Annotated in this window: 24 protein-coding genes and 2 pseudogenes; 5 read left to right on the forward strand and 21 right to left on the reverse strand. The window is 71.3% G+C overall.

Annotation, left to right across the window (positions count from 1 at the left end):
• Positions 1–32: 32 nt before the first annotated feature.
• The 4 genes and pseudogenes from QFZ82_RS09170 to QFZ82_RS09185 all read right to left on the reverse strand — a co-directional run.
• Positions 33–257: pseudogene (locus tag QFZ82_RS09170) on the reverse strand (BlaI/MecI/CopY family transcriptional regulator); the annotation flags it as partial.
• Between the two features lie 182 nt (positions 258–439).
• Positions 440–1,177, reverse strand: a complete 738-nt coding sequence (locus QFZ82_RS09175; RefSeq protein WP_307712681.1) for an alpha/beta fold hydrolase — start codon at positions 1,175–1,177, stop codon at positions 440–442.
• A gap of 90 nt (positions 1,178–1,267) precedes the next feature.
• Complete coding sequence (locus QFZ82_RS09180) at positions 1,268–1,546, reverse strand: heavy-metal-associated domain-containing protein (protein WP_307712682.1); 279 nt, start codon at positions 1,544–1,546, stop codon at positions 1,268–1,270.
• Between the two features lie 553 nt (positions 1,547–2,099).
• Positions 2,100–2,354: pseudogene (locus QFZ82_RS09185) on the reverse strand (S-adenosylmethionine-dependent methyltransferase); the annotation flags it as partial.
• A 125-nt stretch (positions 2,355–2,479) separates the two neighbouring features.
• On the opposite strand from QFZ82_RS09185, the gene QFZ82_RS09190 reads away from it, so the two are divergent.
• Positions 2,480–2,704 carry a hypothetical protein gene (locus QFZ82_RS09190; protein ID WP_373429408.1) on the forward strand — a complete coding sequence of 75 codons (225 nt, stop codon included), beginning with the start codon at positions 2,480–2,482 and terminating at the stop codon, positions 2,702–2,704.
• 422 nt (positions 2,705–3,126) lie between these two features.
• On the opposite strand, the gene QFZ82_RS09195 is transcribed toward QFZ82_RS09190, so the two are convergent.
• The 7 genes from QFZ82_RS09195 to QFZ82_RS09225 all read right to left on the reverse strand — a co-directional run bounded on the left by QFZ82_RS09195 (position 3,127) and on the right by QFZ82_RS09225 (position 9,850).
• Entirely contained in the window at positions 3,127–3,696 is a 570-nt protein-coding gene (locus tag QFZ82_RS09195; RefSeq protein WP_307712684.1) for a hypothetical protein, read from the reverse strand.
• On the reverse strand, positions 3,693–4,847 hold the full coding sequence (locus QFZ82_RS09200) for an ROK family glucokinase (RefSeq protein WP_307712685.1): 1,155 nt from the start codon (positions 4,845–4,847) through the stop codon (positions 3,693–3,695). The genes QFZ82_RS09195 and QFZ82_RS09200 overlap by 4 nt, the downstream gene beginning before the upstream one ends.
• A 77-nt stretch (positions 4,848–4,924) precedes the next feature.
• Positions 4,925–5,788, reverse strand: coding sequence for an ATP-binding cassette domain-containing protein (locus tag QFZ82_RS09205; protein WP_307712686.1), 864 nt, complete (start codon positions 5,786–5,788; stop codon positions 4,925–4,927).
• Positions 5,785–6,849, reverse strand: coding sequence for an ABC transporter permease (locus tag QFZ82_RS09210; RefSeq protein WP_307712687.1), 1,065 nt, complete (start codon positions 6,847–6,849; stop codon positions 5,785–5,787). Before QFZ82_RS09210 ends, QFZ82_RS09205 begins: the two co-directional genes overlap by 4 nt.
• Positions 6,846–7,862 (reverse strand): sugar ABC transporter substrate-binding protein, encoded by a 1,017-nt coding sequence (locus tag QFZ82_RS09215; RefSeq protein WP_307712688.1) that lies wholly within the window; start codon positions 7,860–7,862, stop codon positions 6,846–6,848. The genes QFZ82_RS09210 and QFZ82_RS09215 overlap by 4 nt, the downstream gene beginning before the upstream one ends.
• Positions 7,863–8,014: 152 nt before the next feature.
• The gene (locus QFZ82_RS09220) at positions 8,015–9,010 is read right to left on the reverse strand and encodes a sugar ABC transporter substrate-binding protein (protein ID WP_307712689.1); all 996 of its coding nucleotides are present in this window, start codon (positions 9,008–9,010) and stop codon (positions 8,015–8,017) included.
• Positions 9,011–9,130: 120 nt separating this feature from the next.
• Positions 9,131–9,850, reverse strand: a complete 720-nt coding sequence (locus QFZ82_RS09225) for a GntR family transcriptional regulator (protein ID WP_307717668.1) — start codon at positions 9,848–9,850, stop codon at positions 9,131–9,133.
• A gap of 155 nt (positions 9,851–10,005) precedes the next feature.
• Here QFZ82_RS09225 and QFZ82_RS09230 point away from each other — a divergent pair, with 155 nt between their 5' ends.
• Positions 10,006–11,010 (forward strand): Gfo/Idh/MocA family oxidoreductase, encoded by a 1,005-nt coding sequence (locus QFZ82_RS09230; protein WP_307712690.1) that lies wholly within the window; start codon positions 10,006–10,008, stop codon positions 11,008–11,010.
• A gap of 415 nt (positions 11,011–11,425) precedes the next feature.
• Here the strand turns inward: QFZ82_RS09230 and QFZ82_RS09235 are convergent, their stop codons facing one another.
• From QFZ82_RS09235 to allB, 8 genes are all read right to left on the reverse strand, one after another.
• A complete protein-coding gene (locus tag QFZ82_RS09235) occupies positions 11,426–12,622 on the reverse strand; it encodes a cytochrome P450 (RefSeq protein ID WP_307712691.1) in 1,197 nt (398 codons plus the stop codon).
• A gap of 60 nt (positions 12,623–12,682) precedes the next feature.
• Entirely contained in the window at positions 12,683–13,858 is a 1,176-nt protein-coding gene (locus tag QFZ82_RS09240; RefSeq protein ID WP_307712692.1) for a cytochrome P450, read from the reverse strand.
• A 257-nt stretch (positions 13,859–14,115) separates the two neighbouring features.
• Positions 14,116–15,042 (reverse strand): DMT family transporter, encoded by a 927-nt coding sequence (locus tag QFZ82_RS09245; RefSeq protein ID WP_307712693.1) that lies wholly within the window; start codon positions 15,040–15,042, stop codon positions 14,116–14,118.
• A 104-nt stretch (positions 15,043–15,146) separates the two neighbouring features.
• Entirely contained in the window at positions 15,147–15,758 is a 612-nt protein-coding gene (locus tag QFZ82_RS09250; protein ID WP_307717669.1) for a dihydrofolate reductase family protein, read from the reverse strand.
• A 95-nt stretch (positions 15,759–15,853) separates the two neighbouring features.
• Positions 15,854–16,240 carry a hypothetical protein gene (locus QFZ82_RS09255; RefSeq protein ID WP_307712694.1) on the reverse strand — a complete coding sequence of 129 codons (387 nt, stop codon included), beginning with the start codon at positions 16,238–16,240 and terminating at the stop codon, positions 15,854–15,856.
• A complete protein-coding gene (locus tag QFZ82_RS09260) occupies positions 16,237–16,521 on the reverse strand; it encodes a hypothetical protein (protein ID WP_307712695.1) in 285 nt (94 codons plus the stop codon). The genes QFZ82_RS09255 and QFZ82_RS09260 overlap by 4 nt, the downstream gene beginning before the upstream one ends.
• Before the next feature lie 196 nt (positions 16,522–16,717).
• The gene (gene alc / locus QFZ82_RS09265) at positions 16,718–17,848 is read right to left on the reverse strand and encodes an allantoicase (protein ID WP_307712696.1); all 1,131 of its coding nucleotides are present in this window, start codon (positions 17,846–17,848) and stop codon (positions 16,718–16,720) included.
• A 4-nt stretch (positions 17,849–17,852) separates the two neighbouring features.
• Complete coding sequence (allB, locus tag QFZ82_RS09270; protein WP_307712697.1) at positions 17,853–19,208, reverse strand: allantoinase AllB; 1,356 nt, start codon at positions 19,206–19,208, stop codon at positions 17,853–17,855.
• 341 nt (positions 19,209–19,549) lie between these two features.
• On the opposite strand from allB, the gene QFZ82_RS09275 reads away from it, so the two are divergent.
• Positions 19,550–20,350, forward strand: coding sequence for an IclR family transcriptional regulator (locus QFZ82_RS09275; RefSeq protein ID WP_177149093.1), 801 nt, complete (start codon positions 19,550–19,552; stop codon positions 20,348–20,350).
• Between the two features lie 193 nt (positions 20,351–20,543).
• Here the strand turns inward: QFZ82_RS09275 and QFZ82_RS09280 are convergent, their stop codons facing one another.
• Together QFZ82_RS09280 and QFZ82_RS09285 are read right to left on the reverse strand one after the other, a co-directional pair.
• Positions 20,544–20,855: a DUF5955 family protein gene (locus QFZ82_RS09280; protein WP_307712698.1), complete on the reverse strand. Its 312-nt coding sequence runs from the start codon at positions 20,853–20,855 to the stop codon at positions 20,544–20,546.
• Between the two features lie 132 nt (positions 20,856–20,987).
• Positions 20,988–22,931 (reverse strand): serine/threonine-protein kinase, encoded by a 1,944-nt coding sequence (locus QFZ82_RS09285; protein WP_307712699.1) that lies wholly within the window; start codon positions 22,929–22,931, stop codon positions 20,988–20,990.
• 170 nt (positions 22,932–23,101) lie between these two features.
• Between QFZ82_RS09285 and QFZ82_RS09290 the strand changes: the two genes are divergently transcribed.
• Both QFZ82_RS09290 and aceB read left to right on the forward strand, forming a co-directional pair.
• Positions 23,102–23,722 carry a nucleotidyltransferase family protein gene (locus tag QFZ82_RS09290; RefSeq protein WP_307712700.1) on the forward strand — a complete coding sequence of 207 codons (621 nt, stop codon included), beginning with the start codon at positions 23,102–23,104 and terminating at the stop codon, positions 23,720–23,722.
• Positions 23,723–23,982: 260 nt separating this feature from the next.
• Positions 23,983–25,614, forward strand: coding sequence for a malate synthase A (aceB, locus tag QFZ82_RS09295; RefSeq protein ID WP_307712701.1), 1,632 nt, complete (start codon positions 23,983–23,985; stop codon positions 25,612–25,614).
• Positions 25,615–25,648 lie beyond the last annotated feature (34 nt).

Below are 25,648 nucleotides of genomic sequence, written 5' to 3' on the forward strand. Positions count from 1 at the left end.
GCGATGGCCGGACATCGACCGGCTCAGCGCCCGGCGTACGCCTCGCGGCGGACCGGGGTGTAGAGCCAGGCCCGTCCCTGCTTGATGCGCACCAGCCGGCCCTTGCCGAGAAGGATGCTGGTGACAGTCATGACGGTGCTGTAGGCAACAGGCCGGTACTTGTCGATGTCATCCACGACCTCGCGGACCGCAGCCGGACGGTTCCACGTCCAGAGGCGGTCCATGATCTCCGCCTGGAGATCCCTCAGCCGACGCATGGCCCCGTCTTCCTTCCGCCGAGCGGTAAGCGGCTCCAAAGTGGGCCCCTGGGACTCTCATCCTGGCTGCCGAAGCACCAGGCATAGCGGGTCAGGTCCATCGACTGGAGGTGGTGCCTCCGTGGATGGTGAGGTGTTCCGTGAGGAAGTCCCAGATGGCCGGTGACACAGCCCGCGCCAGGTCATCGGCGGTGCGCATGTCGGCGGACAGACCGACCTCCGCCAGATGTCCGCAGGGCAGCGTGCGAGCAACTGCAGCCGCCAGGGCCGCGGGATGCCGCACATCGACGCCCGGCATGATCTGCGTCGGCACCTCGGCCGAACAGAGGTCGTCGACACTCCGGAAGGCGCGGTCGCGACCGATGGCACAGGCAGCGGCGATGCTCTCGGGGTCCGACCGGGGTATGGCGTCCCGTACGAGGGCCGATGACAGGCGCCAGATGGGGCAGGAACGGCGCCCAAGCCGCTTCGACACCGCCCGTGATCACGCGTATGGCGAAGCTTTCGAGCATGGCCGCCTCTGCTTCGTTGCCCTCGTCGTCCTCGATGCCTTCGACGCTGATCACAACGGCGGCCCGCAGGCGTTGCGGATAGGCCAGGGCCGCGCGCAAGGTGATGGTGCCTCCGAGACCGCTGCCTCCGAGCGCCGCCTGCCGAAGGCCGAGGTGATCCATGAGCACGCCGACATCGTCGACGTACTGCGCCCAGGTGTGGCGCGCAGGGTCCACACACACGGAGCGTCCATAACCGCGCACGTGCGGCAGGACCACGGTGTACGTGTCCGCGAGACGGTGCGCCACGGGCAGCAGGCTCTGGCAGTCGGCGCCGCCGCCGTGCAGCAGGATCAGGGCCAGCCCACAGCCGAGGACAGCTGCGTGCAGGCTACAGTCATCGCTGCCGGTATAGACGAACTCGTGCATCTGAACCTCTGGTCGACGGTCTCCAGCGCCTCGAGACCGCTCTGCCGCCGGACCCGTATGCGGGGCCGGCGGCAGAGCGGGGCAGGCGCGTCAGGCAGCCCGGCCGGTCAGCTCGTATCCGGCGTCGTCGACGACCTTGGCGAGCAACGCGTCGTCGGGCTCGGCGGATGTGGTGACGGTGACCTGACCGGCGCCCAGGTCGACCTCGACGGACAGCACGCCGCCGAGAGCGCCGATCTCCTTGGTGAGCGTGGCCTTGCAGTGGCCGCAGGTCATCCCGGAGACGTTGTAGATGGTGCTCCGGCCTTCGGCAGGGGCACTCGCGGCCGCGCCGGTGGAGCAGCTTCCGTCGGTGGAGCAGCAGGACATGAGATTCCCTCCCAAAAAGCGAGCAATACCCCTGAGGGGTATTCAGGGCGACCTCGTCATGTATACCCCTACCCCGTATATGTGGCAAGCGTCAGACCGGGAGCCTCTGTCTGCCGATGCCGGCATAAAGCGTCCGACTCGGCCGTGTAGGCGGCGTATCCGCCTCTGTGCAGGGCCGCCAGATACGGCTCCTCAACGACCCGGACCTCTAGCTGAACCGTGCTCAGCGCGTTCGCAGCCGGCCAGCGGCTCCACGGACCAGGGAAGAATAACGGCGGTGACCGCTCGGGAGGCGCCCGCCCCGGGGGCGTTGCTTCGCTGGGGTGGCCCGCTTTCCCCAAATCGTGCAGAACCTGCAGGAGGCCGGCGGAGCGCGCGACCGCCCCGGACGAGCGCCGACGGCTCAAGGACCAGGCGCAGGTTCCGCGAGTAGATCAAGCAGGCCCGACCGCAGGGGTGACGAGGGCATCGACCCATGTGACAGGCCGAACCTGCGGCGAGTCCATGGCGCTCGACGCGACTCGCAGTGCCGCCGGTCGGAAGATGCCCCCAGTCAGCGCTCGGCGGCGTCCCTCCAGTAGTCCTTCAGCATCTCACCTGGCCACGTGGGCTGGGTGACAGTGCCTCGCGGCAGGAACTCTTCGAAGACCGCGACCAGGTCCACCACCAGGGTGCCGTCGTCGGCGTCGAGGTCGGTGACGTGCAGGTCCCGTCCGTCGACGCGGAGCAGCCTGGGGAACGAGGTCGCGAGCCGGGCCGGACGCCGGTGGTTGTGGTGCACGAGACGACGCGCGGGACCAAGAGGTGCCGTACGTTCTGCGCCTCACACCTGGTCACCCTTGAGGGAGCCGCCGCGTGAGCGTGACAGCGGCCACCGTGGCCGCCGAGAACGTCGCCCAAGTGCAACAGGGCGCCCAGTACAGCCCTACGCACATCCGCTCCACGTGGGGCGGAACCGGGAGCGTGGAGGACGCTTCCAGGGCGTTCGGGTTCTCGCGGGCGAAGGGCTACGAACTGATTCGTCGCGGGGAGTTCCCGTGCCGCGTACTGCGCATTGGCCGTGGGACACGTGTCGTCACCGCGTCCCTGCTCCGCGTACTCGACAGCGGAGAGCCGGAGTACAACGGTGCCCGTGCCGGACGCCGCACGCCGACGTAGCCCACCGCGCGCAGAAGCCCCGCCGGAGAATCCGGCGGGGCTTCGTCGTCTCACGCGCTCTCACGCAGGTCTCACAGACTGTGCGGACTCCCCCAGACGTTAAGGCCCTGACCTGGTATTAAGCGCCTGTCTTGGATCCGGTGGACGATCCTGGACGGTCGTTATGACCTGTGCCAGGTGGTGCCCAGCGAGGGGCCGAGGATGAGCACGGGGGCGTCGTCGGGACCGTCGATCCGGTACTGCAGGGTCTTCGGGGGCGTCTGCGTCTCACTCACGCGCCCCACGGTAATGAGTGGAACGACCCCATCCGGTCAGGGGGTCGTCCTGAACGGCCACTTACGGCCATCTCGGGTCCGTGATGTGAACACCGTGCGGAATCCCGGTGGGGATCGGCGCAGGGGAGGCGGGCGCCGGTGGATCCCCTACGGCGTCGCGGTGGACACGACGTACACCCAGGGCTTGGCCGGTTCCGTGAGGTCGACGGTGATGTCCTGGGTCGGGCGCGGGTCCTTGTTGGGGTGCGTGGTGCCCGCCCAGGCGCGGCCCTTCAGGCGGAAGTTCCAGCCGGCGACCTCGCTGTCGCGGTCGCTGATGGTCACCTTGCCGTCCCTAAGGGCGTCCCGGCTGGTGCCGACGCCCTTCAGGAACGTGTCCAGCCCGTCAGGGGTCGTGCGGAACTGCACGTACAGCCGGCTGGTCTTCCAGTTGCTGGTCTCGTAGTAGCCGACGCGCCAGGAGCCCTCCGGGATCGGCACCTCGAAGATGCGGCGCTTCATCAGCGAGGGCCACTTGTCGCGCAGGCCGGTGGCCGAGGACTCGGCCTCCTTGTCCCGGCCGCTGGCGCGGCTCTGCTCGGCGGAGATCACGAGGTAGCCGGCCGGGATGCCGACGAGCAGCACGATGGTGATCGCGGTCAGCCAGCGGCGCACCAGCATGTGCCGCCGGCCCTCGGGGGCCGGCGGGATGGACTGTCGGGTCAGCGTGGAGGTCATGACGGCGGTTCCTGGGTGGGACGGACGGAGCTCGGACTGCGCAGGGCCTGCGCGTAGCGCTCGTATCGTTCGTGCCGCTCCACCCGGCGTCGGTTCGCCCGGCGGAAGCGGCGTGCGACCAGGCGAGCCAGGTCGGCCGCACCGACCATACCCGCCTCGGGTCCGAGCTGGGCCTTGGCGATGCGCGCCTCCGGCCGGTAGCCGCGGCCCGTGAGGTGGCGGCGGAAGGCGTCCCGCGCGGGGCCGATGAGCAGGTCGTCGGCGGCGCTGACACCGCCGCCGATCACGAAGCAGGAGGGGTCGAGCGCGGCGGCGAGATTGGCGATGCCGACGCCGAGCCACTGGCCGATGTCCTGGAACAGTTCGACGCACATGGCGTCGCCCTCGCGGGCCAGTTCGGTGATCAGCGGCCCGGTGATGTCCTGGACGTTGCCGCCGACCCGGTCGATGATGTTGTACGCCACCGGGGAGTCGGCCGCGGCGAGTTCCCTGGCCTCGCGCACCAGTGCGTTCCCTGAGCTGTACTGCTCCCAGCAGCCGCGGTTGCCGCACGGGCAGCGGTGGCCGCCGGGCACGACCTGCATGTGGCCGAACTCACCGGCGACCCCGTACTTGCCGCGCTTTACCTGACCGTCCTCCAGGATGGCGCCGCCGATGCCGGTGCCGAGGGTGATCATGACGAGGTGGTCCTCGCCGCGGCCCGCGCCGAAGCGCCACTCGGCCCAGGCGGCCGTGTTGGCGTCGTTGTCGACGAGGACGGGGACGGCGAGGCGGGCGGACAGCGCGTCGCGCAGGGGCTCGTTGCGCCAGGCCAGGTGGGGAGCGAACAGGACCTTGGAGCGGTCGGCGTCGACCCAGCCGGCGGCGCCGATGCCGACCGCGTGGACGTCGTGGCGGTCGGAGAGGTCGAGGACCAGCTCGCAGATCGTGTCCTCGACCACCTTGGGGCTCTTGGACTTGTCCGGGGTCTCGGTGCGGACCTTCTCCAGGATGACGCCGTCGGCGTCGACGACCCCGGCCATCACCTTGGTGCCGCCGATGTCGATGCCGACGGTCGGCACCCGGGGTGCGCTGAGGTGGGAGCGCCGCTCGCGCGGACCGACGGTCTTGAGGACGGCGCCTCGCTGCGTGAAGTCGCGGTACGTGCTCAAGTCGTCCCTGCGGTTCGTCGTGGCGGTCCGGACCCGGACCCCGGTCCCGGGGCGGGCGGCGCCCGCCGCCCTCGATGCTAGTGCCCTGCCCGGCGTGCCTGCCGGTCACGGCCCTGGCCGGCGGCGGGCGGCTCCTTGACGTCATGGCCGCCGATGTGTGCCGGGGCGGGTGCGCGCTCCAGCTCGTGGCGCAGGTCCTCCAGCTCGCTGCCCCCAGCCATCTGGCGGGTGAGTTCGTCGAGCGTGACCGAGTCCTTGGTGTGGCTCGCCGCCATGACGCCGCGCTTGAGCAGGACGAAACGGTCACCGACGAGATAGGCGTGATGCGGGTTGTGGGTGATCAGCACCACGCCGAGGCCCGCATCGCGTGCCGCGGCCACGTACTTGAGCACCACACCCGACTGCTTCACACCGAGCGCGGCGGTCGGCTCGTCCAGCACCAGCACCTTGGCGCCGAAGTAGACGGCGCGGGCGATCGCCACGCACTGGCGCTCGCCGCCGGACAGCGTGCCGATCGGCTGGTCGACGTCCCGCAGGTCGATGCCCATGCGCAGCAGCTCCGACCGGGTCGTCTCGCGCATCGTCCGCACGTCGAGGCGCTTGAAGGGGCCCGTGCCCTTCGTCGGCTCGGAGCCGAGGAAGAAGTTGCGCCACACCGGCATCAGCGGGACGACCGCCAGGTCCTGGTAGACGGTGGCGATACCGCGGTCCAGCGCCTCGCGCGGGGAGTTCAGCGTGGTGGTCCCGCCCTCGATCGAGAAGGTGCCGGCGTCGTGCCGGTGCAGCCCGGCGATGATCTTGATGAGGGTGGACTTGCCCGCGCCGTTGTCACCGAGGACGCAGGTGATCTGCCCCGCGTGGACCTCGAGCGAGACGCCTTCGAGGGCGCGGATGTTGCCGTAGTACTTGCTGATGCCGTCGAGCTCCACCAGTGCGCTCATGAGGTCGCCTCCGCACGCTTGCGCACCCATGCGTTGAGCAGGGTGGCGAGAAGGAGCATCGCTCCGAGGAAGAACTTGAACCAGTCCGGATTCCACTCGGCGTAGACGATGCCCTTGCTCGTCATGCCGAAGATGAACGCGCCGACCGCGGAGCCGACCGCTGATCCGTAGCCGCCGGTGATCAGACAGCCGCCGATGACGGCCGCGATGATGTACGTCAGCTCGTTGCCCACGCCTTCGCCGGACTGCACCACGTCGAACGAGAACAGCAGGTGCTGGCCCGAGACCCAGGCGGCGAAGGCGACCCCCGTGTACAGCCCGATCCTGGTCCGGTCGACCGGGACGCCGACCGCGCGGGCCGCGTCCGCACCGCCGCCCACCGCGAAGATCCAGTTGCCGAAGCGGGTGCGCAGCAGGATCCAGGTGGCGAGGGCGACCAGGACGAACCACCACAGGATGGTGACCTTGAGCGTCACGTCGCCGAGGGTGAGCTCGGAGGCGAACAGCTTCCTGGCCGAGTCGAAGCCCTCCATGTCACCGATCGTCTTCGTCGACACGGTGCCGCTGATCAGCTTGGTGAAGCCCAGGTTGAGACCGGTGAGCATCAGGAACGTACCGAGCGTGATGATGAAGCTCGGCAGTTTCGTCCGGGTCAGCATGAAGCCGTTGAAGGCCCCCACGGCGAGCGTGACCAGCAGGGAGACGCCCACGCCCACCCAGACGTTCGCGGTCATCTGATAGCTGAACATCGAGGAGACGAGTGCCGAGGTGGTGACCAGGACGCCGGCCGACAGGTCGAACTCGCCGCCGATCATCAGCAGCGCGACCGGCACGGCCATGATGCCGAGCGTCGACGCGGCGTACAGGACGGTGGAGAAGCTGGACGCCTTCAGGAAGGAGTCGGCGAAGACGGAGAAGAAGACGAAGACGGCCACCGCGCCGACGACCGAGCCCAGCTCCGGCCGGCCCATCAGCCTGCGCAGCGGGGAGGTGCGCAGCAGCCGCTCGTCGGTTCCCTCCGGCGCCCTGCCGGGTGTGGCGGGTGGTGCGGTCGCGCTCATCGGGTCCCCCGATCGGTGTATTCCGCGAGCTCGGCGGCGTCCTTCTCGGTGATGATCTGCGGCCCCGTCAGCACCGGCCGGCCGCCGCCGAGGACATCGGCGTTGTACTTGTACAGCCACAGCAGGTCGACGGCCTCGTAGCCCTGGAGGTAGGGCTGCTGGTCCACCGCGAAGCCGAGGCTGCCGTCCTTCAGGCCGGCCGCGACCTTGGAGTTGAGGTCGAACGTGTCGATCTCGGCCTCGGACCCGGCGCTCTTCCTCGCCTGGACCGCGGCGTCGGCGAACGGCGCGCCGAGGGTGACGACCGCGTCGATGGACCGGTCGGCCTGCAGCTTGGCCTCGATGGACGCCTGGACGTCGGGCATGTTGGTGCCGTCGACGTACAGGTTCTGCATCCGGCCGCCGAAGGTCTTCGCCGCCCCGGCGCAGCGCTGCTCATGACCGACGTTGCCCTGCTCGTGCAGGACGCACAGTGCCTTCTTCTTCCCCCGCGCGTCGAGCTCCTCGCCGACGGCCTCGCCGGCGACGGACTCGTCCTGGCCGATGTGGGTCAGGGCGCCGAACGCCTTGGACTGCTCGGATCCGGAGTTCACCGTGATCACGGGGATGCCGGCCTTGCGGGCCTTGGCGACGGCCCCCTTCATGGCGTCGGGCTTGGCGAGGGTGACGATCAGCGCGTCGACCTTCTTGGAGATGTACGAGTCGACGAGCTGCGCCTGCTGCTGGCCCTCGTCGCTGTGGGCGTAGAGGAAGTTGATGTTGTCCTTGGCGGCCGCTTCCTTGGCTCCGCTCTGGACGATGTCCCAGAACGTGTCGCCGTCGCCCGAGTGGGTGACCATGGCGAAGGTCCAGCGCGGGGTCGTGACCGCGGCCTTGCCACGGGCGTTCTGCGCGGCCTTGCGGGCGTCCTCGGCGCGCTTGCCGCCGGTGCTGCTGCACCCGACCAGGGTCGCTCCGAGTACCGCTGCGAGCACCGCGCCCAGTGCGCGTACCCCTGTCCTTGCCCGTGCCACGACGCCGTGCCCTTCTTGCCGTACTCGCTGCGCTGCCCTGTGGGGCCGGGGGCCGAAACGACCTGACCCGGCCGCCCAAGTATGTGTCACGCCTGGTCGGCGGGTCGGCATCGGGTGCGCCGCGGCCGTCGGCGGAGCGGAGCACGGACGCGTCATCGGGTGCCGTCTGCGGTGAGCTTCTCCAGCGCGGGGACGTCCTTCTCGGTGACGAGCGCGGGACCGGTCAGGACGGGCTTGCCGCCGCCGACGACGTTGCGGTTGACCTTGTTGAGCCACAGCCCGTCGACGGCGAGGTACCCCTGGAGGTAGGGCTGCTGGTCGACGGCGAAGGCGATCTCCTTGGCCTTGAGCGCCTTCACCACGTCGGCGTTGAGGTCGAAGGTGTTGATCTCCGCGTCCGAGCCGGCGCCGTCCTTCGCCTTCACCGAGGCGGCGGCGAAGGGCGCCCCGAGGGTGACGACGGCGTCGATGTCCTCGGCGCTCTGCAGTTTCGCCTCGATGGAGGAGGTGGTGGCGGGCATGTTGGTGCCCTCGACGTTGAGGTTCTCGACCGTGCCCTCGAAGGTCTTCTTCACACCGGCGCAGCGCGCTTCGAGCGAGACGTTGCCCTGTTCGTGGATGACGCAGAGCGCCTTCTTCCTGCCGCGCTTGTTGAGCTCCTCGCCGACGGCCTCGCCCGCGACCGACTCGTCCTGGCCGATGTGGCCGAGCGTCCCGAGGTCCTTGGAGAACTCTGCGCCCGAGTTGATGGTGACGACGGGGATGCCGGCGGCGACGGCCTTCCTGACGACGTCGCTCACCGCCTCGGGTTTGGCGAGGGTGACGACGATGCCGTCGACCTTCTGGTCGATGTACGTCTGGACCAGCTGCGCCTGCTCCTTGCCCTCCGGGTTCGCCGCGTAGAGGAACTGGACGTTGTCCTTGCGGGCCGCGACCTTCGCGCCGCTCTGGACGATGTCCCAGAAGGTGTCGCCCTGGCCCGAGTGGGTCACCATGGCGATCTTCATCCGGGGAGTCTTCGCGGCCTCGCCGCCCCCCTCGGCGGAGGGCTTCCCGTTGCCCTCCTTGCCGCCGGAACTGCTGCATCCGGCGACGACGACAAGGGCACTCGCGGCGAGCAGGGCTGCTGCCGTGCGGGTTCTGCGCATCGTGGGTCCGCCTCCTTACCCGGCCGCCGGGTTGCGGCTGGGTGAGTTTCTACGGTGACCCCGCGAGCCCGTCAAGACTTTGTCCGAACATTCTTACGCGACGTGCCGCGCCGGACACCTCTAGGAACGGACCAGGAGCTGGAACTCGAAGGCGTAACGCGAGGCCCGGTAGACGTGCGACCCGAACTCGACCGCGCGTCCCGTGTCGTCGAACGTGGTGCGCTCCATCGTGAGCAGCGGCGCTCCCGCCTCCTCGCCCAGCAGCTCCGCCTCCCCCGTGTCGGCCGCGCGGGCGCCCACCGACTGGCGGGCGCTGTGCAGGGTGATCCCGGCCGCGCGCATCAGCCGGTACAGCCCGGTGGACTCCAGATCGGCCGTGTCGCAGTCCAGCAAGCCGGCGGGCAGGTGATTGCGCAGTCGGGCCATCGGCTCTCCGTGGGCATAGCGCAGCCGCTCGACGAACCGGACCTCGCTGCCCTCGGCGACGCCGAGCGCGGCAGCGACCTGGGCGCTCGCGGGCTCGACGATGTTGGTCAGCACGACCGTGGCCGGCCGCTGACCGGCCGCCGCCAGGTCGTCGTAGAGGCTGCTGAGCTCCAGCGGGCGCCTGACCTGGCTGTGCACGACCTGGGTGCCCACACCCCGGCGGCGCACCAGCAGCCCCTTGTCGACCAGGGACTGGATGGCCTGCCGGACGGTGGGCCGGGACAGGCCGAGCCGGCCGGCGAGCTCGATCTCGTTGCCGAGCAGGGTGCCGGGGGTCAGCGCCCCCCTCTCGATCGCCGCTTCCAGCTGCTGCGCGAGCTGGAAGTAGAGCGGGACCGGGCTGGTGCGGTCCACGCTCAACGCGAGCGAGAGGGACGGTTCCGACTCGTGACTGGGCTGCTTGGGCACGTGGGCGAGCGTAGTCGCACGCCATGTTGACGGGAAGTCGTGAGGTTCGGTTGTCAGGACAAACGCTTGACAGGCGGCGGTGCCGCCTCCATTTTTGGGCCATGCGCATCGGACTGATCGGCACGGGACGTATCGGCAGCTTTCACGCGGGGGTGCTGAGCCGCCATCGTGAGGTGGGCTCACTGGTCGTGGCGGACACGGACGCGGCGCGTGCCGTGGAGACGGCGGACCGCTGCGGCGCCACCGCGGCACCCAGCGCCGACGAGGTCTTCACCTGGGGCGTGGACGCGGTGGTGATCGCGTCGGCCACGGCCGCGCACGCCGATCTGATCGCCCGCGCGGCACGTGCGGGACTCCCCGCCTTCTGCGAGAAGCCGATCGCCCTGGACCTGCCGGGGACGCTCCGGGCGCTGCGCGCGGTGGAGGAGGCGGGCACGGAGCTGCAGCTCGGCTTCATGCGCCGCTTCGACGCGGGGTACACAGCGGCCCGTGAACTGGTGCGCTCGGGCCGGCTCGGCCGGCTGCACACCGTACGGGCCATCACCTCCGACCCGGCGCCGCCGCCGGCCGCGTACCTGCCGCTGTCCGGCGGGCTGTACCGGGACTGTCTCGTCCACGACTTCGACATCCTGCGCTGGGTGACGGGCCGCGAGATCGTCGAGGTGTACGCGGCGGGATCGGACGCGGGGCCGGCGATGTTCCGCGAGGCGGGCGACGTGGACACCGCGGCGGCGCTGCTCACGCTGGACGACGGGACGCTGGCGACGGCGACCGCGACGCGCTGCAACGGCGCGGGGTACGACGTCCGGATGGAGCTGGCCGGGGAACTCGACCAGGTCGCGGTCGGGCTGGACGACCGCACGCCGATCAGCTCGACGGAACCGAAGGGCCTGCCGCCGGTGGACAACCCCTGGCCGGGCTTCCTGGAGCGGTTCGCCCCGGCGTACGAGGCGGAGCTGGACGCGTTCATCCGCCTGGTGCAGGGCGAGGCGGACAACGCCTGCGACGGGCGCGAGGCACTGACGGCGCTGCGGGTGGCGGAGGCGTGCGAGCTGTCGCGGCGGGAGCGGCGGCCGGTGCGGGTGGAGGAGATCCCGGCGGGCTGAGCCCCCCGGCCCTCCCCTCGGTCTGGGGCTTCGCCCCAGACCCGGCACCGCGCTGCGCACGGTGTCCTCAAGCGCCTCCTACGGCCTGGCGGCGTGGGGCCCGGACGGGCCGGATTTCGCGGCGCGAAATCGGCCCGCTGGGGGCACCGGCGCGGGTTCGGGGCGGAGCCCCAACGCGGACGCTGCGCGAAATCAAGCCCCGCTGGGGGGCACCTCCCACGCCCGAAGGGCGTAGGGGGAGATTGGGGTGGGGCACTTGGGGCAGAGCCCCGACGAGCGCGCCACGCAACCCAGCCTCGCTGGGGGCACCCCCCGCCCGAAGGACGTAGGGCGAGTTCGAGGCGCGGGGCTCGGGGCGGAGCCCCGACGGGCGCGTCGCGCACCGGCCCGGGGCCCGGGGGGAGCGCCCCCGGGGTTACCAGCGGACCGGGAGGGATTCCGGGCCGCGGATCAGCATGCCCGTGCGCCACGCGAGCGCGGCCGGGTGCGCGTCGAGGGTGAGATCGGGGCAGCGCTCCAGCAGCGAGCGGATGGCGACACGGGCCTCCAGCCGCGCCAGCGGCGCCCCCAGGCAGTAATGGATGCCGTGGCCGAAGGCCAGATGGCCCCGGGTGTCGCGGCGGATGTCGAAGCGGTCCGGCTCGGGATAGCGGGCCGGGTCCCGGTCGGCGTCCGCGAGGGCGACCAGGACCAGCTGTCCCCCACCGGGGATGACCGTGCCGCCGATCTCGTAGGGCTCGACGGTGAAGCGGTACGTCGGGGTCTCCACGGGCCCGTCGTACCGCAGCATCTCCTCCACTGCCCCGTCCATCAGCGAGAAGTCGGCCCGCAACGCGGCGAGTTGCTCAGGGTGGGTGAGCAGCGCGAGAACGCCGTTGGAGATCAGGTTGACCGTCGTCTCGTGGCCGGCGATCAGCAGCAGCCACGCCATGCCCATCAGCTCGTCCCCGCCGAGCCGGTCGTCGTCCTCCCCGTCTGCGCGGTGGATGAGCGCGCTCATGAGGTCGTCGCCGGGCTTCTCGCGCTTCTCGGCGAGCAGCCCGTCCAGATACCGTGTCAGCTCCCCCGCCGCCGCCTGCCGCTCGGCACGGTCGGTCGAGGCCAGAGCGGTGTTGGACCAGCGCCGGAAGGAGTCCTGGTCGAGGAAGGGCACGCCCAGCAGTTCGCAGATGACGGCGATGGGCAGCGGAAAGCAGAACGTGTCGACGAGGTCGGCGCTGCCCGTGGGTCCCATGCGGTCCAGCAGTTCGTCGGTGATCCGCTGTACGCGCGGGGCCAGTTGCTCGACGCGCCGCATGGTGAACTCGCGCGCCACGAGCCCCCGCAGCCGCGTGTGCCGGGGCGGGTCGGCGCCGAGCATGGTGATGCCGGCCGACAGCTGCGAGGCGCCGAGGTCGGGGGCGGCGTTGCGCCACTCCTTGGACAGGGCGTCGTCGGCAAGGACGGCGCGCCCGGCCTCGTAACCGACGACGAGCCATGCCTCGTGCCCCTCGGGCAGCCGGACCCGGTGGACGGGGCCCCGCTCGCGTAACGCGGCGTAGACGGGATAGGGATCGCGGGTGAAGTCCGCGCCGAGCGCGGCGAGATCAACGGTGGCGGCTTCGGTGGTCACGGCGTTCCTCTCACATCGTCAGGTGTGGTGTGCGCGGTGCCGGGGCCGTCGGTCAGCGGCCTACCAGCGCACCGGCAGGTGGCGGACCCCGCGCATCAGGAGGCCGGGGAGCCACTCGTACGCGGAGGACTCGTCGAGGACGAGGTCGGGGCAGCGCTCCAGCAGCGAGCGGACGGCGACACGGGCCTCCAGCCGGGCCAGCGGCGCGCCCAGGCAGAAGTGGATGCCGTGGCCGAAGGCCAGATGGCCCCGGGTGTCCCGGCGGATGTCGAAGCGGTCCGGCTCGGGATAGCGGGCCGGGTCCCGGTCGCCGGCGGCGAGGCCCACGAGGACCGTCTCGCCGGGCGGGATGACCGTGTCGCCGTACGGGACGGGGACGACGCTGAAGCGGACGGTGGCGTTCTCCACCGGACCGTCGTAGCGCAGCATCTCCTCCACGGCGCCGTCGAGGAGCGAGAAGTCGGCTCGCAGCGCGGCGAGCTGGTCGGGATGGGTGAGCAGCGCGCGCATACCGTTGGAGATCAGGTTGACCGTGGTCTCGTGTCCGGCGATGAGCAGCAGATAGGCCAGTGCGCGCAGTTCGGCGGCGGAGAGGCGGTCGCCGTCCGTGGCGCGTGTGGACAGCAGGGCGGAGAGCAGGTCGTCCGCGGGACCGGCGCAGCGCTTGTCCTCGATCAGCTCGTCCAGGTAGCCGCGCAGCCGGTGGACCGCGTCCGACTCGCCCTCGGCGCTGGTGGGGGCGACGATCGCGTTGGACCACTTGCGGAAGTCGTCGCGGTCGGCGGCCGGGATGCCGAGCAGCTCGCAGATGACGATGATCGGCAGCGGGAAGGCGAGCGCGTCGACCAGGTCGCCGCGGCCCGCCGGCAGCATCGCGTCGATCAGTTCGTCGGTGATCTGCTGGATCCTCGGGCGGAGCGCCTCCACGCGCCGGCCGGTGAACTCCCGGGCGACGAGCTTGCGCAGCCGGGTGTGGTCGGGCGGGTCGAGCACCAGCAGGTTGGGGCCGATGACCTCTTCGTCGAGCATGGTCACGCCGACCGTGGCCGGCGACTTGGACAGCCGCGCGTCGGCGAGCGCCGCCCGTGCCTCCTCGTGGCCGACGATCAGCCAGAACAGGCCGCCGTCGGTGCCCCGCACCTGATGAACGGGCCCCGCCTCACGCAGTCGCGCGTAGTACGGATACGGGTCCGCCGTGAAGTCCGCACCGAACTCGGCGAGATCAACGATCGTCATTCGCCCAGCCTACGGCGACTTCTGCGGACCGTCCTCGTCCAGAAGCCCGGCGTCATGGGCCGACAGCGCGATCCGGACACGGTTGTTGAACCCGGGTTCGGCCGGAATCCGCGACGCGTGGCCTTGACTGTCGGCACGCGCCTGTGCGGCGACCGCATAGTCCGGTGCCGCTGAGGCGGCGGCGGCCGGGCCGCGCGGGCGGCCCCGCGGCCGGCGTCGACCGCGGGGCGGCGCCGGCGGCTGCGGGCACGCCGGACCTAACGCTCCTCGCCGCCCGCCGCACGGCGGCCCCACGTCGTGCCCGTCAGGACCAGGGCCGCGCCCAGCAGGCCCGGCGCGCCCAGGTGTTCGCCGCCGATCGCGATGCCGGCCGCCGCGGCCCACAGCGGCTCGGTGCCGAGCAGGAGGCTGACGCGCGACGGCGAGGTGCGGCGCACGGCCCACATCTGCACGAAGAACGCGAACAGGGTGCAGAACACGGACAGGAACAGCAGTCCGGCCCACTCCCCCGGTCCGAAGCCGACCGCCACGGACCACGGCGAGGCCCCCGCGCCCGGGACGGTCGCCAGCAGGGCGAACACGGCCACCGCGCCGCCCAGTTGGACGGTGGTCAGCGACAGCGCGTCCGCGCCCCGCACCGCCTTCATCCTGGCCATCGCCAGGACGTGGACGGTGCGCGCGAGAGCGGCGAGCAGCATCAGCAGATCGCCGACGGAGGGCGTGGTGAAGCCGCCGCCCTGGGTCAGCAGCACCACTCCGGCGACGGAGACGCCGGCCGCGGCGACGAAGGAGCGTGAGGGCCGCTGCCGGGTCACGGCCGCTTCCGCGAGCGGGGTGAAGATCATGGTGAGGCTGATGATGAGCCCGGCGTTGGTGGCCGAGGTGTGCACGACCCCGTACGTCTCCAGCAGGAAGATCCCGCTGAGGACGAGCCCGAGCAGTCCGGCCCCGCGCCATTGGGCCGCGCTCAGCGCGCGCAGCCGTCGCCGGCCCGCGACCACGAGCACCGGTACGACGAGTACGAAGCGCAGGACGAGCACGGCGACGACGGTGTGCGTGGTCGTGATGCCCTTGGCCGCGAGGTAGCTGGCGCCCCAGACGACGGCCACGAGCAGGACGGGCAGATCGGTGAGCCATGCGCGGCGTGGTGCGAGCGCGGGGGCGGGTAGGGCGATCGACGACACCTTGGGTCTCCAACGTCTCCGGCGGACAGGCGTGGCGGAGGCGTCGGCGGCTCGCTCACGGAGCGATCACCGTACCGGGGCGAGACGTGTGGGTGCTACATGTTTCAGACGTAGCTGCCGTACTCGGGGCGGCCGGCGAGCTCGTAGGTGTGGATGGCGATGCCGGAGCCGGTGGTCCTCCCGTCGACGTGCCGGAAAGCAGTGGGCGTCGCGCCGTCGGCGAACAGGCGCAGCCCCTTGCCCAGCACGACCGGGAAGCTCAGCAGGTGGAGCGTGTCGATGAGGTCGTGCGCCATGAGCGATCGGGCGAGGGCGCCGCTGCCGTGCATCTGGATCTCGCCCTCGGTGCGCTCCTTCAGGCCGGTGACCTCCTTGACCAGGTCGCCGCGGATGATGCTCGTGCCGGACCAGTCGGCGGTGTCGAGGGTGGTCGAGACGACGTACTTCGGCAGGGCGTTGAGCTTCGACGCGATCGGGTTGGCGGGGTCGGTCTGCAGGGGCCAGTAGCCGGCGAAGATCTCGTACGTCCGGCGGCCGAGCAGGAAGGCGGTGGGCCGCTCGAAGACCTCGTCGACGAACCGGCCGAAGTCCTCGTCCCCGTACGGCACGCTCCAGCCGCCCTGGTCGAAGCCGCCGCGGCGGTCCTCGTCGGGGCCGCCGGGGGCCTGGTAGACGCCGTCGAGGGAGACGAACTGGGTGAGGCTGAGCTTTGCCATGACGGTGCCTGCGCTTTCGGAGCCGGTGGTCTCGGTCATCAGGGCAGACCGCACAGGGACCGAAAACTCATCGGCCGCCCTTCTCGGTGCGTCCGTCAGCGGTTGAGGTCCATCACCGGCACTCCGAGTCCGTCGTACGCGTCAGGAACGACGGTCGCCACCAGCGCTCCTTCGGGGCGGCTGATCGTCGGACGGGCGGCGTGTACCGCGGCCGCGACTCCGAAGGGGACACCGCCCGCATGCAACTGCGCCAACGCGTGCGCGCACTCGTAGTCGGCGTCCAGAGTGTGCAGCGTGTCGAGGATCCCGACGCAGTCGATGACTCCGGGCCGCTGCCGCTCGGCCTCCAGGGCGCTGACGATCGGGACCCAGAGCCTCACGGATCCGTCACCTGCGGCGATGTGGATCAGGCCGGACACCTGCTTGTTGCCGCCGAGCGCCAGGAGGGTCTCCGTGTCGAGCACGAAGTGGTCCAGGTTCACGCGATGTCACCGATACCGGCCGCTCGCAGGGCGTCACGGTGGGCCGCCTGGGCCGCGCGCATCCTGGCTCGCAGGTCACCGGACTCCGCCTCGTCCACGCGATGCCCGAACTCCGTCTCCAGAAAAGCGCGCGTGCGCTCGGCACGCTCCTTCAGCTCTTCCGGCGTGAGCGTGGACTCGGCGAACTCCGCGAGCAGGGACCGCATCGTCGTCCCCTGGGCCCGTGCGACGGCCGCGAGCCGGTCGCGCGTTCTGGAGTCGACCTTGATCGTGGTGTCCATGCCGGGGAGTATACCGACCGGAATACCCATGGGGCAGTGCTTTGCGTACGGACGCCATGGGGCTCGGCGTGGCCCCGGGCGCCGGCGTGACACGCCGCGCCAGGCGTGCGTGCGGGGCGCACCGTTGCTGTCGGCCGGTGCGCCCCGCGCGCGGGGGCGGGGAGGGTGTCGTGCCTGCCCGCCCCTCGGCGGACCGTCAGCCGCCGAGCTCCTGGTGGCGGGCGGCCAGCCGGGCCGCGCCCTGGTCGGTCAGGGAACCGAACAGGCGCAGGCGGGAGATGCCGCCGTCGGGGTAGATGTCGATGCGGGCGTGGGTGCCGACCGCCGGGGCGTCCAGGACGAAGCGGTGGTTGGTGTCGGGCTGCAGGCGGGTGCGCGGCAGTACCTCGCGCCATTCGCCGCTCTCGCCGTCGCGCACGGACAGGGCGGCCCAGCCGGCGCTGTTGCCCTTGAGGTAGGCGGTGTCGATCTCGACGGCGCGGATCTCGGACTGCTCCACGAGCTGGTAGCGGATCCAGTCGTTGCCCTTGTCGCGGCGGCGGCGGGTCTCCCAGCCGTCGTCCATCTTGCGGGAACGGCCGGGCTGGATGGTGTTGGTGGCCGGCGAGTAGAAGCGGTCGGACGCGTCCTCGACCTGCCCGCCGTTCTCCAGCGCGACGAGGTCGAACGTGGAGAGCGCGGCGAGCCACGCCGGGTCCGGTGCGACCTCGCCGTACACGCGCAGGCGGGCGATGCCGCCGTCGGGGTGCTGGTTGACGCGCAGGTGTGTGAAGCGCTGCTCGGCGTCGACGGCGAAGCCGTTCGCGGCGTGGCCTCCGACGGCCGTGCGCGGGACGAGCGTCGTCCACTTCACGTCTCCGGAGAGCAGTTCCTCGGGCGAGGGGGACCCGGCGACCGAGGTGCCCTCGACGGACACGGCCTGCGGGTAGTTGCCGCGGAAGTGGGCGGTGTCGACGACGATGCCGCGTACGACGCCGGGAGCGCCGAGGCGTATGAGCGCCCAGTCGTGGTCCTCGTCGGTGGGGTGGGGCTGCTCGGCGGAGACACCGCGGCGGCGCCGGGTCTCCCAGCCGTCCATGATCTTGCCCTTGTGGCCGAAGTGCTCGGGGTCGAACTCGGCGGCCTCGGGCTTCAGCAGGTTCTCGCGCTCGGCGAAGAACTCGTCGTTGGCGGCGATGACACCGGCGCCGAGACGGCGGTCGGCGAGGTCGGCGTACCGGGTGAAGGAGAACCCCGACGGTCCGGGGGTGCGGTAGTCGGCGTACGGGTCGCCGCCGCCGTACGGACTGGCGTCACCGGTGTAGGAAGGAAGGGAGGAAGAGGACACGGTTTCAGTTGTTCCTTTCGAGCAGCCGGCCCGTCGGCTCGGCCAGGTTGCCGTTCTCCACGATCCGCTCGCCGCGCAGCCACGTCGACCGGACGACGCCGTGCAGGGTCTTGCCCGCATAGGCGGTCACCTGGTTGCGGTGGTGCAGTTCGGCGGGGTCGACGGTGAACGTCTCGTCGGGGGCGAGGACCGCGAAGTCGGCGTCGCGGCCGGCCTCGATGGCGCCCTTGTCGCTCAGGCCCGCCAGCTTCGCGGGGGCGAAGGACATCCAGCGGACGACGTCGTCGAGGGTGTGGCCGCGCTTGCGGGCCTCGGTCCAGATGGCGGGCAGGCCCAGCTGGAGCGAGGAGATGCCGCCCCACGCGGATGCGAAATCCGGGGTCTTGAGGTCGGTGGTGCACGGGGAGTGGTCGGAGACGATGCAGTCGATGACACCGTCGGCGAGGCCCTGCCAGAGCAGGTCCTGGTTGGCGGCCTCCCGGATCGGCGGGCAGCACTTGAACTCGGTGGCGCCGTCGGGGACTTCCTCCGCGGTGAGGGTGAGGAAGTGGGGGCAGGACTCGACGGAGACCGCCACGCCCCTGCGCCTGGCGGCGGCGATCAGCGGCAGCGCGTCGCTGGAGGACAGGTGCAGTACGTGCACCCGCGCGTTCAGCCGCTCGGCGTGGGCGATCAGGCCCTGGATCGCGGTGTTCTCGGCGTCGCGCGGCCGGGAGGCGAGGAAGTCGGCGTACTTCGGGCCGCTGCGCCGGGGGGCCGAGGCCAGGTGGTGCGGGTCCTCGGCGTGCACGATGAGCAGGCCGCCGAAGCCGGCGATCTCGGCCATGGAACGGGCGAGCTGCTCCTGGTCGAGCTCGGGGAACTCCTCGACGCCCGAGGGCGACAGGAAGCATTTGAAGCCGAAGACGCCGGCGTCGTGCAGCGGCCGCAGGTCCTTGACGTTGTCCGGGATCGCACCGCCCCAGAAGCCGGTGTCGACGTGGGCCTTCGGGCGGGCGACGTCCTGCTTGGTGCGCAGGTGCTCGACGGTGGTCGTCGGCGGGAGCGAGTTGAGCGGCATGTCGAGCAGGGTCGTGATGCCGCCGGCCGCGGCCGCGCGGGTGGCGGTCCAGAAGCCCTCCCAGGCGGTGCGGCCGGGGTCGTTCACATGGACGTGGGTGTCGACGAGGCCGGGCAGCAGCGCGTCGTCGCCGAAGTCCTCCAGACGGGCGCCTGCCGGGACCTCGGCGTCGTACGGCCCCACCGCCGCGATCTTCCCGTGGGCGACGGCGACCGTCGCGGCGCGCGTGCCCTCCGGGGTGACGACGCGCGTCGAGCGCAGCACCAGGTTCACGTCCACGGTCCCGTCCACGTCGGACACCAGCTCCCCTCACATGCATCAACGCAGGCGCACGCCGAATCTGCTTCGACGGGCCAGAAATTCAACGAACTGTTGAAGAAGTCTTCACTTCCGATGGACGCCCGTCAAGACCCGCCCGCGCCGGACGGCACGCTTGGACGTTTCCACAAAGTGGAAGTAGAATTCCACTGTCATGTGGGTCGCTTCGCCCAACGGAGAGGCCGCCGGCCTGCCCGAAAAGCCCGCTGACACCCGGACAAACGGGCCCTGACCGGCAAAGACGCCTCGACGGGAGCGATGTGCCCCACGCACACGCCCGGTAGGCTGCTGACTTGCCCTGCCTGCCCGAAAGGACCGCCGACGTGCCGACGTCCAGCGCCAGCACCACCGACGCAGCCAAGCCCGCCGCCAGTGGCGGCGTGCAGTCCCTGGAGCGCGCCTTCGACCTGCTCGAACGCATGGCCGACGCCGGTGGCGAGGTCGGGCTGAGCGAGCTGTCCGCGAGCAGCGGGCTCCCCCTGCCGACCATCCACCGGCTGATGCGCACGCTGGTGGCCTGCGGGTACGTACGGCAGCAGTCCAACCGCCGCTATGCGCTCGGCCCCCGGCTGATCCGGCTCGGCGAGTCCGCGTCCCGGCTGCTCGGCACCTGGGCGCGCCCCTACCTCGCCCGCCTGGTCGAGGAGACCGGCGAGACGGCGAACATGGCGCTCCTGGACGGCGACGAGATCGTGTACGTGGCGCAGGTGCCCTCCAAGCACTCGATGCGCATGTTCACCGAGGTCGGCCGACGCGTCCTGCCGCACTCCACGGGCGTGGGCAAGGCACTGCTGGCGCACACCCCGGCGGACGAGGTACGGGCGCTGCTGTCGCGCACCGGCATGCCGGCCGCGACGGAGAAGACGATCACGACGCCCGAGGGCTTCCTCGCCGCGCTCGAACAGGTCCGCCGGGCGGGGTACGCGGTCGACGACAACGAGCAGGAGATCGGCGTGCGCTGCCTCGCCGTCCCCGTGCCGAACTCCCCGACGGCGGCGGCGATCTCGATCTCGGGCCCGGCGGGGCGGGTGACGGAGGCGGCGACGGAGAAGATCGTGCCGATCCTCCAGGAGGTCGCGCACGACCTCTCCACGGCCCTGGCGAGCACGTCCCCCCAGTCCTGAGCGCGCGCCCGTCCCCGTCGGGGGCTGCACGCACCTGACGCACCCGTCGGGACTCCCCCCTAGCCCCGCGCCTCGAACGCCGACGAGACCGGCATGCCCGGGCAGGTCCCGGGCGAAGCCCCCGCCAAGAGCATCACGGGCCGGGGGCGGAGCCCCCGGTTCGGGGAGGGCGGCGGCGCGGACGCCGCCGGTATCAGACCTTCCGTCGCGGCGGCACGTCGCCGAACGTGTCCACCGCGTTCCTCACCTGCATCAGCGCCGGCGACAGCGCGCTCACCGACCCGATCGCGCCCGCGATGAGCAGCAGCGAGCGGCGCATGCGCGGGATCTCCGGGTCGCCCGCCGCGATCATCGCGGCCAGAACGGCCAGTTCGTCCTCGGCGATCGCCCGGTCGCCGAACTCCGCACGGTACCCCGCCAGTTCACGCCGGAGCTGCGCGACCGCAGCACGTAACACCGCCGCTCTCGGATCCTCGCCGCTCCCTGTCACCCGCGTCTGCCCCACGCTCTGCAACAAAGCCCAGCCCCTCGCACGTCCTTGTGCCCGCGACCGCGTTCCGCCGGACGGCGAAACGTCCGCGGGGTGCGGGCCAGTTAACGCCATCCGGCCCGCGACGCGCCACAGCAAGGACAGAATTCAGGACGAAGGGGCGGGATCGATCGCGTTACGCCACACGATGACATCGAGCGTGATGAACTGACTGGGATCGGTGTCGGGCGACTTCCCCTGATAGGTCACCACACCCGCGTGCCCCGAATCCGTCAGCACGCAGAACTTGGCGCCCTTCGACAGGACGTCCAGATCGATGCTCGTCGCGTAGCGCGTCTCGTTCCGGCAGGTGTCGAGACTGGCCGTCTGGCCGCTGCGCAGCAGGATGTACCGGCCGTTCTCCGTCCGGATCTGCTCACTGATGTCGCTGTAGTAGACGTCCGAGGGCGAGTCGTCGTCGACGGGCTTGACGGGATCGTCGTCGAGGGTGAGGTGGTACTGGTCCACCAGGTTGATCCCGGTGTACGTCTTCGGCGTCGGGTCGGCGACCGGCTCGTCCGGCGGCGCGTCGACACCGCTGCCGCCGTCACCCTGTTCCGAGGGGGTGCCGTCCGGCTTCGGGGTCGAACTCTGCTTGTCCGAACCGCTCTTGTCCTGGCTCTGGTTCGCCTTGCCCTTGTCGTTGCCGGACAGGGCGAAGTACGTACCGCCGCCGACGGCGACGCCCAGCACCAGCGTGACCGCGACGGCGATGGCGAGATTGCGCGCCGTCTTCTTCTTGGGCGCGGCGGGAGCCGTCTGGCCGGTGGCGGCGGGGTTGTAGGGGGCGGGGCCGCCGGACTGCGGGTGGGCGGCCGTCTGCGGATAGCCGTACCCAGGGCCCTGCGCGCCGGGCTGCGGGTAGCCGTACGTCGGCTGGGCGTGCGGCTGCGGCTGGGTGCCCGGCTGCGTGTGAGGCTGCGCGTGGGGCTGTCCGTACGGGCCCTGCGGACCGGAGGGGGCGTGCGGCTGCGTGGGCGGCTGCGGCGCGGGGCCGAACCCGGGCGGCGGCGTCGACGGCGCCGCGTGCGCGGTGGGCATGTGGGTGGGTGCCGCGGCCGGCTGCGCGGGGGGCTGCCCGGCAACCGGCGGCTGCCCGGCGACCGGCGGCTGCCCGGCCGGCGGGGTCGCGGGCGGCGCGGGTGCGGCCTTGCGGGTGGTGATCTCGGCGGCGACCACGCTCGGCAGCCACTCCTCGGGACGGCGCAGCACCGTCTCGCCGTTGGCCGCCTGGCAGATGCTCAGGATCTCGGCGACGGAGGGGCGGCCCGCGGGGTCCTTCACCATGCACCGCGTGACCAGTTCGCGCAGCTGGTCCGGGAGTTCGGTGAGATCGGGCTCCTCGTGGACGATCCGGTAGAGCACCCCGTGCGAGGTGCCCTCGCCGAAGGCGGCCCTGCCGGTGGCCGCGTAGGCCGCGATCTGGCCGAGGGCGAAGATGTCGGTCGCGGGTGTCACATGGCTGCCCGCGGCCTGCTCCGGAGCCATGAACGAGGGCGTGCCGATGGTGACACCGCTGCTGGTCAGCGAGGTGGCGTCGGCGGCGCGGGCGATGCCGAAGTCGATGACCCGCGGGCCGTCGGCGGCGAGCAGGACGTTGGCGGGCTTGAGGTCGCGGTGGACGATGCCCGCGCCGTGGATGATCTGCAGCGCCTCGGCGATGCCGGCGACGAGCAGCAGCACGGTCTCCACCGGCAGCTTGCCGTGCTGGGCGACGGCGTCGGAGAGGGAGGGACCGGGCACGTAGGCGGTGGCGAGCCAGGGCTGTTCGGCGTCCGGGTCGGCGTCGATCACGGGTGCCGTGAACAGGCCCTGCACGCGCTGCGCGGCCTGCACCTCCTGGGCGAACCGGCGGCGGAACTCGGCGTCCTGGCCGAAGTCGGGCCGGATCACCTTGATGGCGACCGGCCGGCCGCCGGGGGTGTACGACAGGTAGACCTTGCCCATCCCGCCGGCGCCGAGGCGAGCTGCGATCTTGTATCCGGCGACCGTCTTCGGATCGTCCTCACCCAGCGGCTGGAACACCGCTCTCTGGTGCGCGCGCCCACTCATCGACTCTCGATCCCCCATGGCGAACCTCAGTATTGGAGGTGAACCTTATCCAAGGTCACCCCATGCTCTCCACGTCGGACGGCCGGGGTGGGCCGCGCGGTTGCAGCCCGCGCGAAATGCCCGGATGCGCCGGCCGGCCCTCGTGCCCCGAAATGGACCAAGGAGTCCTCATGTCACACCCTCAGCCGCACTCCGGTCCCCAAGCGCCCGTCGTCGCGGGCCTGTTGCTCGCGGCGGGCGGCGGGCGGCGGCTCGGGGGCCGGCCGAAGGCGCTGCTGACGCACCGCGGCAGGCCACTGGTGGAGCACGCCGTACGGGCCCTCCGGGAGGGCGGGTGCGGCCCCGTTCATGTCGTGCTGGGCGCGGCGGCCGACGCGGTGCGCGAGACGGCGGACCTGGCGGGGTGCACGGTGGCCGAGAACCCGGACTGGGAGAGCGGGATGGGCTCGTCGCTGCGGGCGGGGCTCGCCTCGCTGCCCGCCGAGGGCGTGGACGCGGTGCTGGTCCTGCTGGTGGACCAGCCGGGCATCGGCGCGCGGGCGGTCGCGCGGGTGCGGGCCGCGGGTCTGTCGCGTGCGGCGCTCGCGGCCGCGGCGTACGGGGGCGAGCGGGGCCATCCGCTCGCGTTCGGCGCGGACCGCTGGGCGGACATCGCGGCGAGCGCGGTCGGGGACCGCGGGGCGCGGGCGTACGTGGCGGCGCACGAGGGCGAGCTGACGCTCGTGGAGTGCGGGGACGTGGCGGAGGAGTACGACATCGACACGCCCGGGGACCTGAGGCACCTTGAGTGAGCGGCGTGGCACTGAGCGACACGTTCTGTCGACCCGGAGAATCTCGATATCAACAAACCATTGAACTTCCACCATGCGGTAACTAGTATCCACTGTTCAGAAGCGCCTGACCATCGAAGGGCGCCCCTCGGCCGTACCCCGGAGCCTTGGCACTGAGTGCCACGCTGTGCCGCCCCGGGCGGCCGCCCGGCGCCCCCTCGTGAAGCCCGCGACGCTCGCTAGAAGCTCGCTGAAATGCTCGCTGAAGGAAGTGACAGCTCATGTCCGCACCAGCGCCGTCCCCGCTGGCCATCGTCGAAGCCGAGCCCCTGCCCCGGCAGGATGAGGTCCTGACCGACGCGGCCCTCGCCTTCGTGGCAGAGCTGCACCGGCGGTTCACGCCCCGGCGTGACGAGCTGCTCGCCCGCCGCGCCGCCCGTCGCGCCGAGATCGCCCGCACCTCCACGCTGGACTTCCTCCCGGAGACCGCCGCCATCCGCGCGGACGACTCCTGGAAGGTCGCCCCGGCGCCCGCGGCCCTGGGCGACCGCCGGGTGGAGATCACCGGACCCACCGACCGCAAGATGACCATCAACGCGCTCAACTCCGGCGCGAAGGTCTGGCTCGCCGACTTCGAGGACGCCTCGGCCCCCACCTGGGAGAACGTGGTCCTCGGCCAGCTCAATCTGATCGACGCCTACGAGCGCCGCATCGACTTCACCGACCCTCGGTCGGGCAAGTCCTACGCCCTGCGCCCCGCCGAGGAGCTCGCGACCGTCGTGATGCGCCCGCGTGGCTGGCACCTCACCGAGCGCCACCTGCGGGTCGACGGCACCCCGGTGCCGGGCTCCCTGGTCGACTTCGGCCTGTACTTCTTCCACAACGCCCAGCGCCTGCTGGACCTCGGCAAGGGGCCGTACTTCTACCTGCCGAAGACGGAGTCGCACCTGGAGGCCCGCCTCTGGAACGACATCTTCGTCTTCGCCCAGGACTACGTCGGCATCCCGCAGGGCACCGTCCGCGCGACCGTCCTGATCGAGACGATCACGGCGGCGTACGAGATGGAGGAGATCCTCTACGAGCTGCGCGACCACGCCTCCGGCCTCAACGCCGGCCGCTGGGACTACCTGTTCTCCATCGTCAAGAACTTCCGTGACGGCGGCGAGAAGTTCGTCCTGCCGGACCGCAACGCGGTCACCATGACCGCCCCGTTCATGCGCGCGTACACCGAACTGCTGGTCCGCACCTGCCACAAGAGGGGCGCGCACGCGATCGGCGGCATGGCGGCGTTCATCCCCTCCCGCAAGGACCCCGAGGTCAACAAGGTCGCCTTCGAGAAGGTCAAGGCCGACAAGGACCGCGAGGCCGGCGACGGCTTCGACGGCTCGTGGGTCGCCCATCCGGACCTGGTCCCGATCGCCATGGCGTCCTTCGACGCGGTGCTGGGCGACAAGCCCCACCAGAAGGACCGCCTGCGCGAGGACGTCTCGGTGGCGCCGGGTGACCTGATCGCCATCGACTCCCTGGACGCCAGGCCCACCTACGAGGGCCTGCGCAACGCGGTCCAGGTCGGCATCCGCTACATCGAGGCGTGGCTGCGCGGCCTCGGCGCGGTCGCCATCTTCAACCTGATGGAGGACGCGGCGACGGCGGAGATCTCCCGCTCCCAGATCTGGCAGTGGATCAACGCGGGCGTGGTCTTCGAGCACGCCGGAAGGACAGTGCGGGCCACCCCGGAGCTGGCCCGCAAGGTCGCCGCGGAGGAACTGGACGCGATCCGCGCGGAGCTGGGCGAGGAGGCGTTCGCCGCCGGCAAGTGGCAGCAGGCGCACGACCTGCTGCTGAAGGTGGCGCTGGACGAGTCGTACGAGGACTTCCTGACGCTGCCGGCGTACGAGCAACTGGTCGGCTGACACCACCCGTTGACGCACCCCGCCCCCGGTACCG

The organism is Streptomyces sp. V4I23, from assembly GCF_030817975.1.
In the GTDB taxonomy this organism is placed as follows: Bacteria; Actinomycetota; Actinomycetes; order Streptomycetales; family Streptomycetaceae; genus Streptomyces.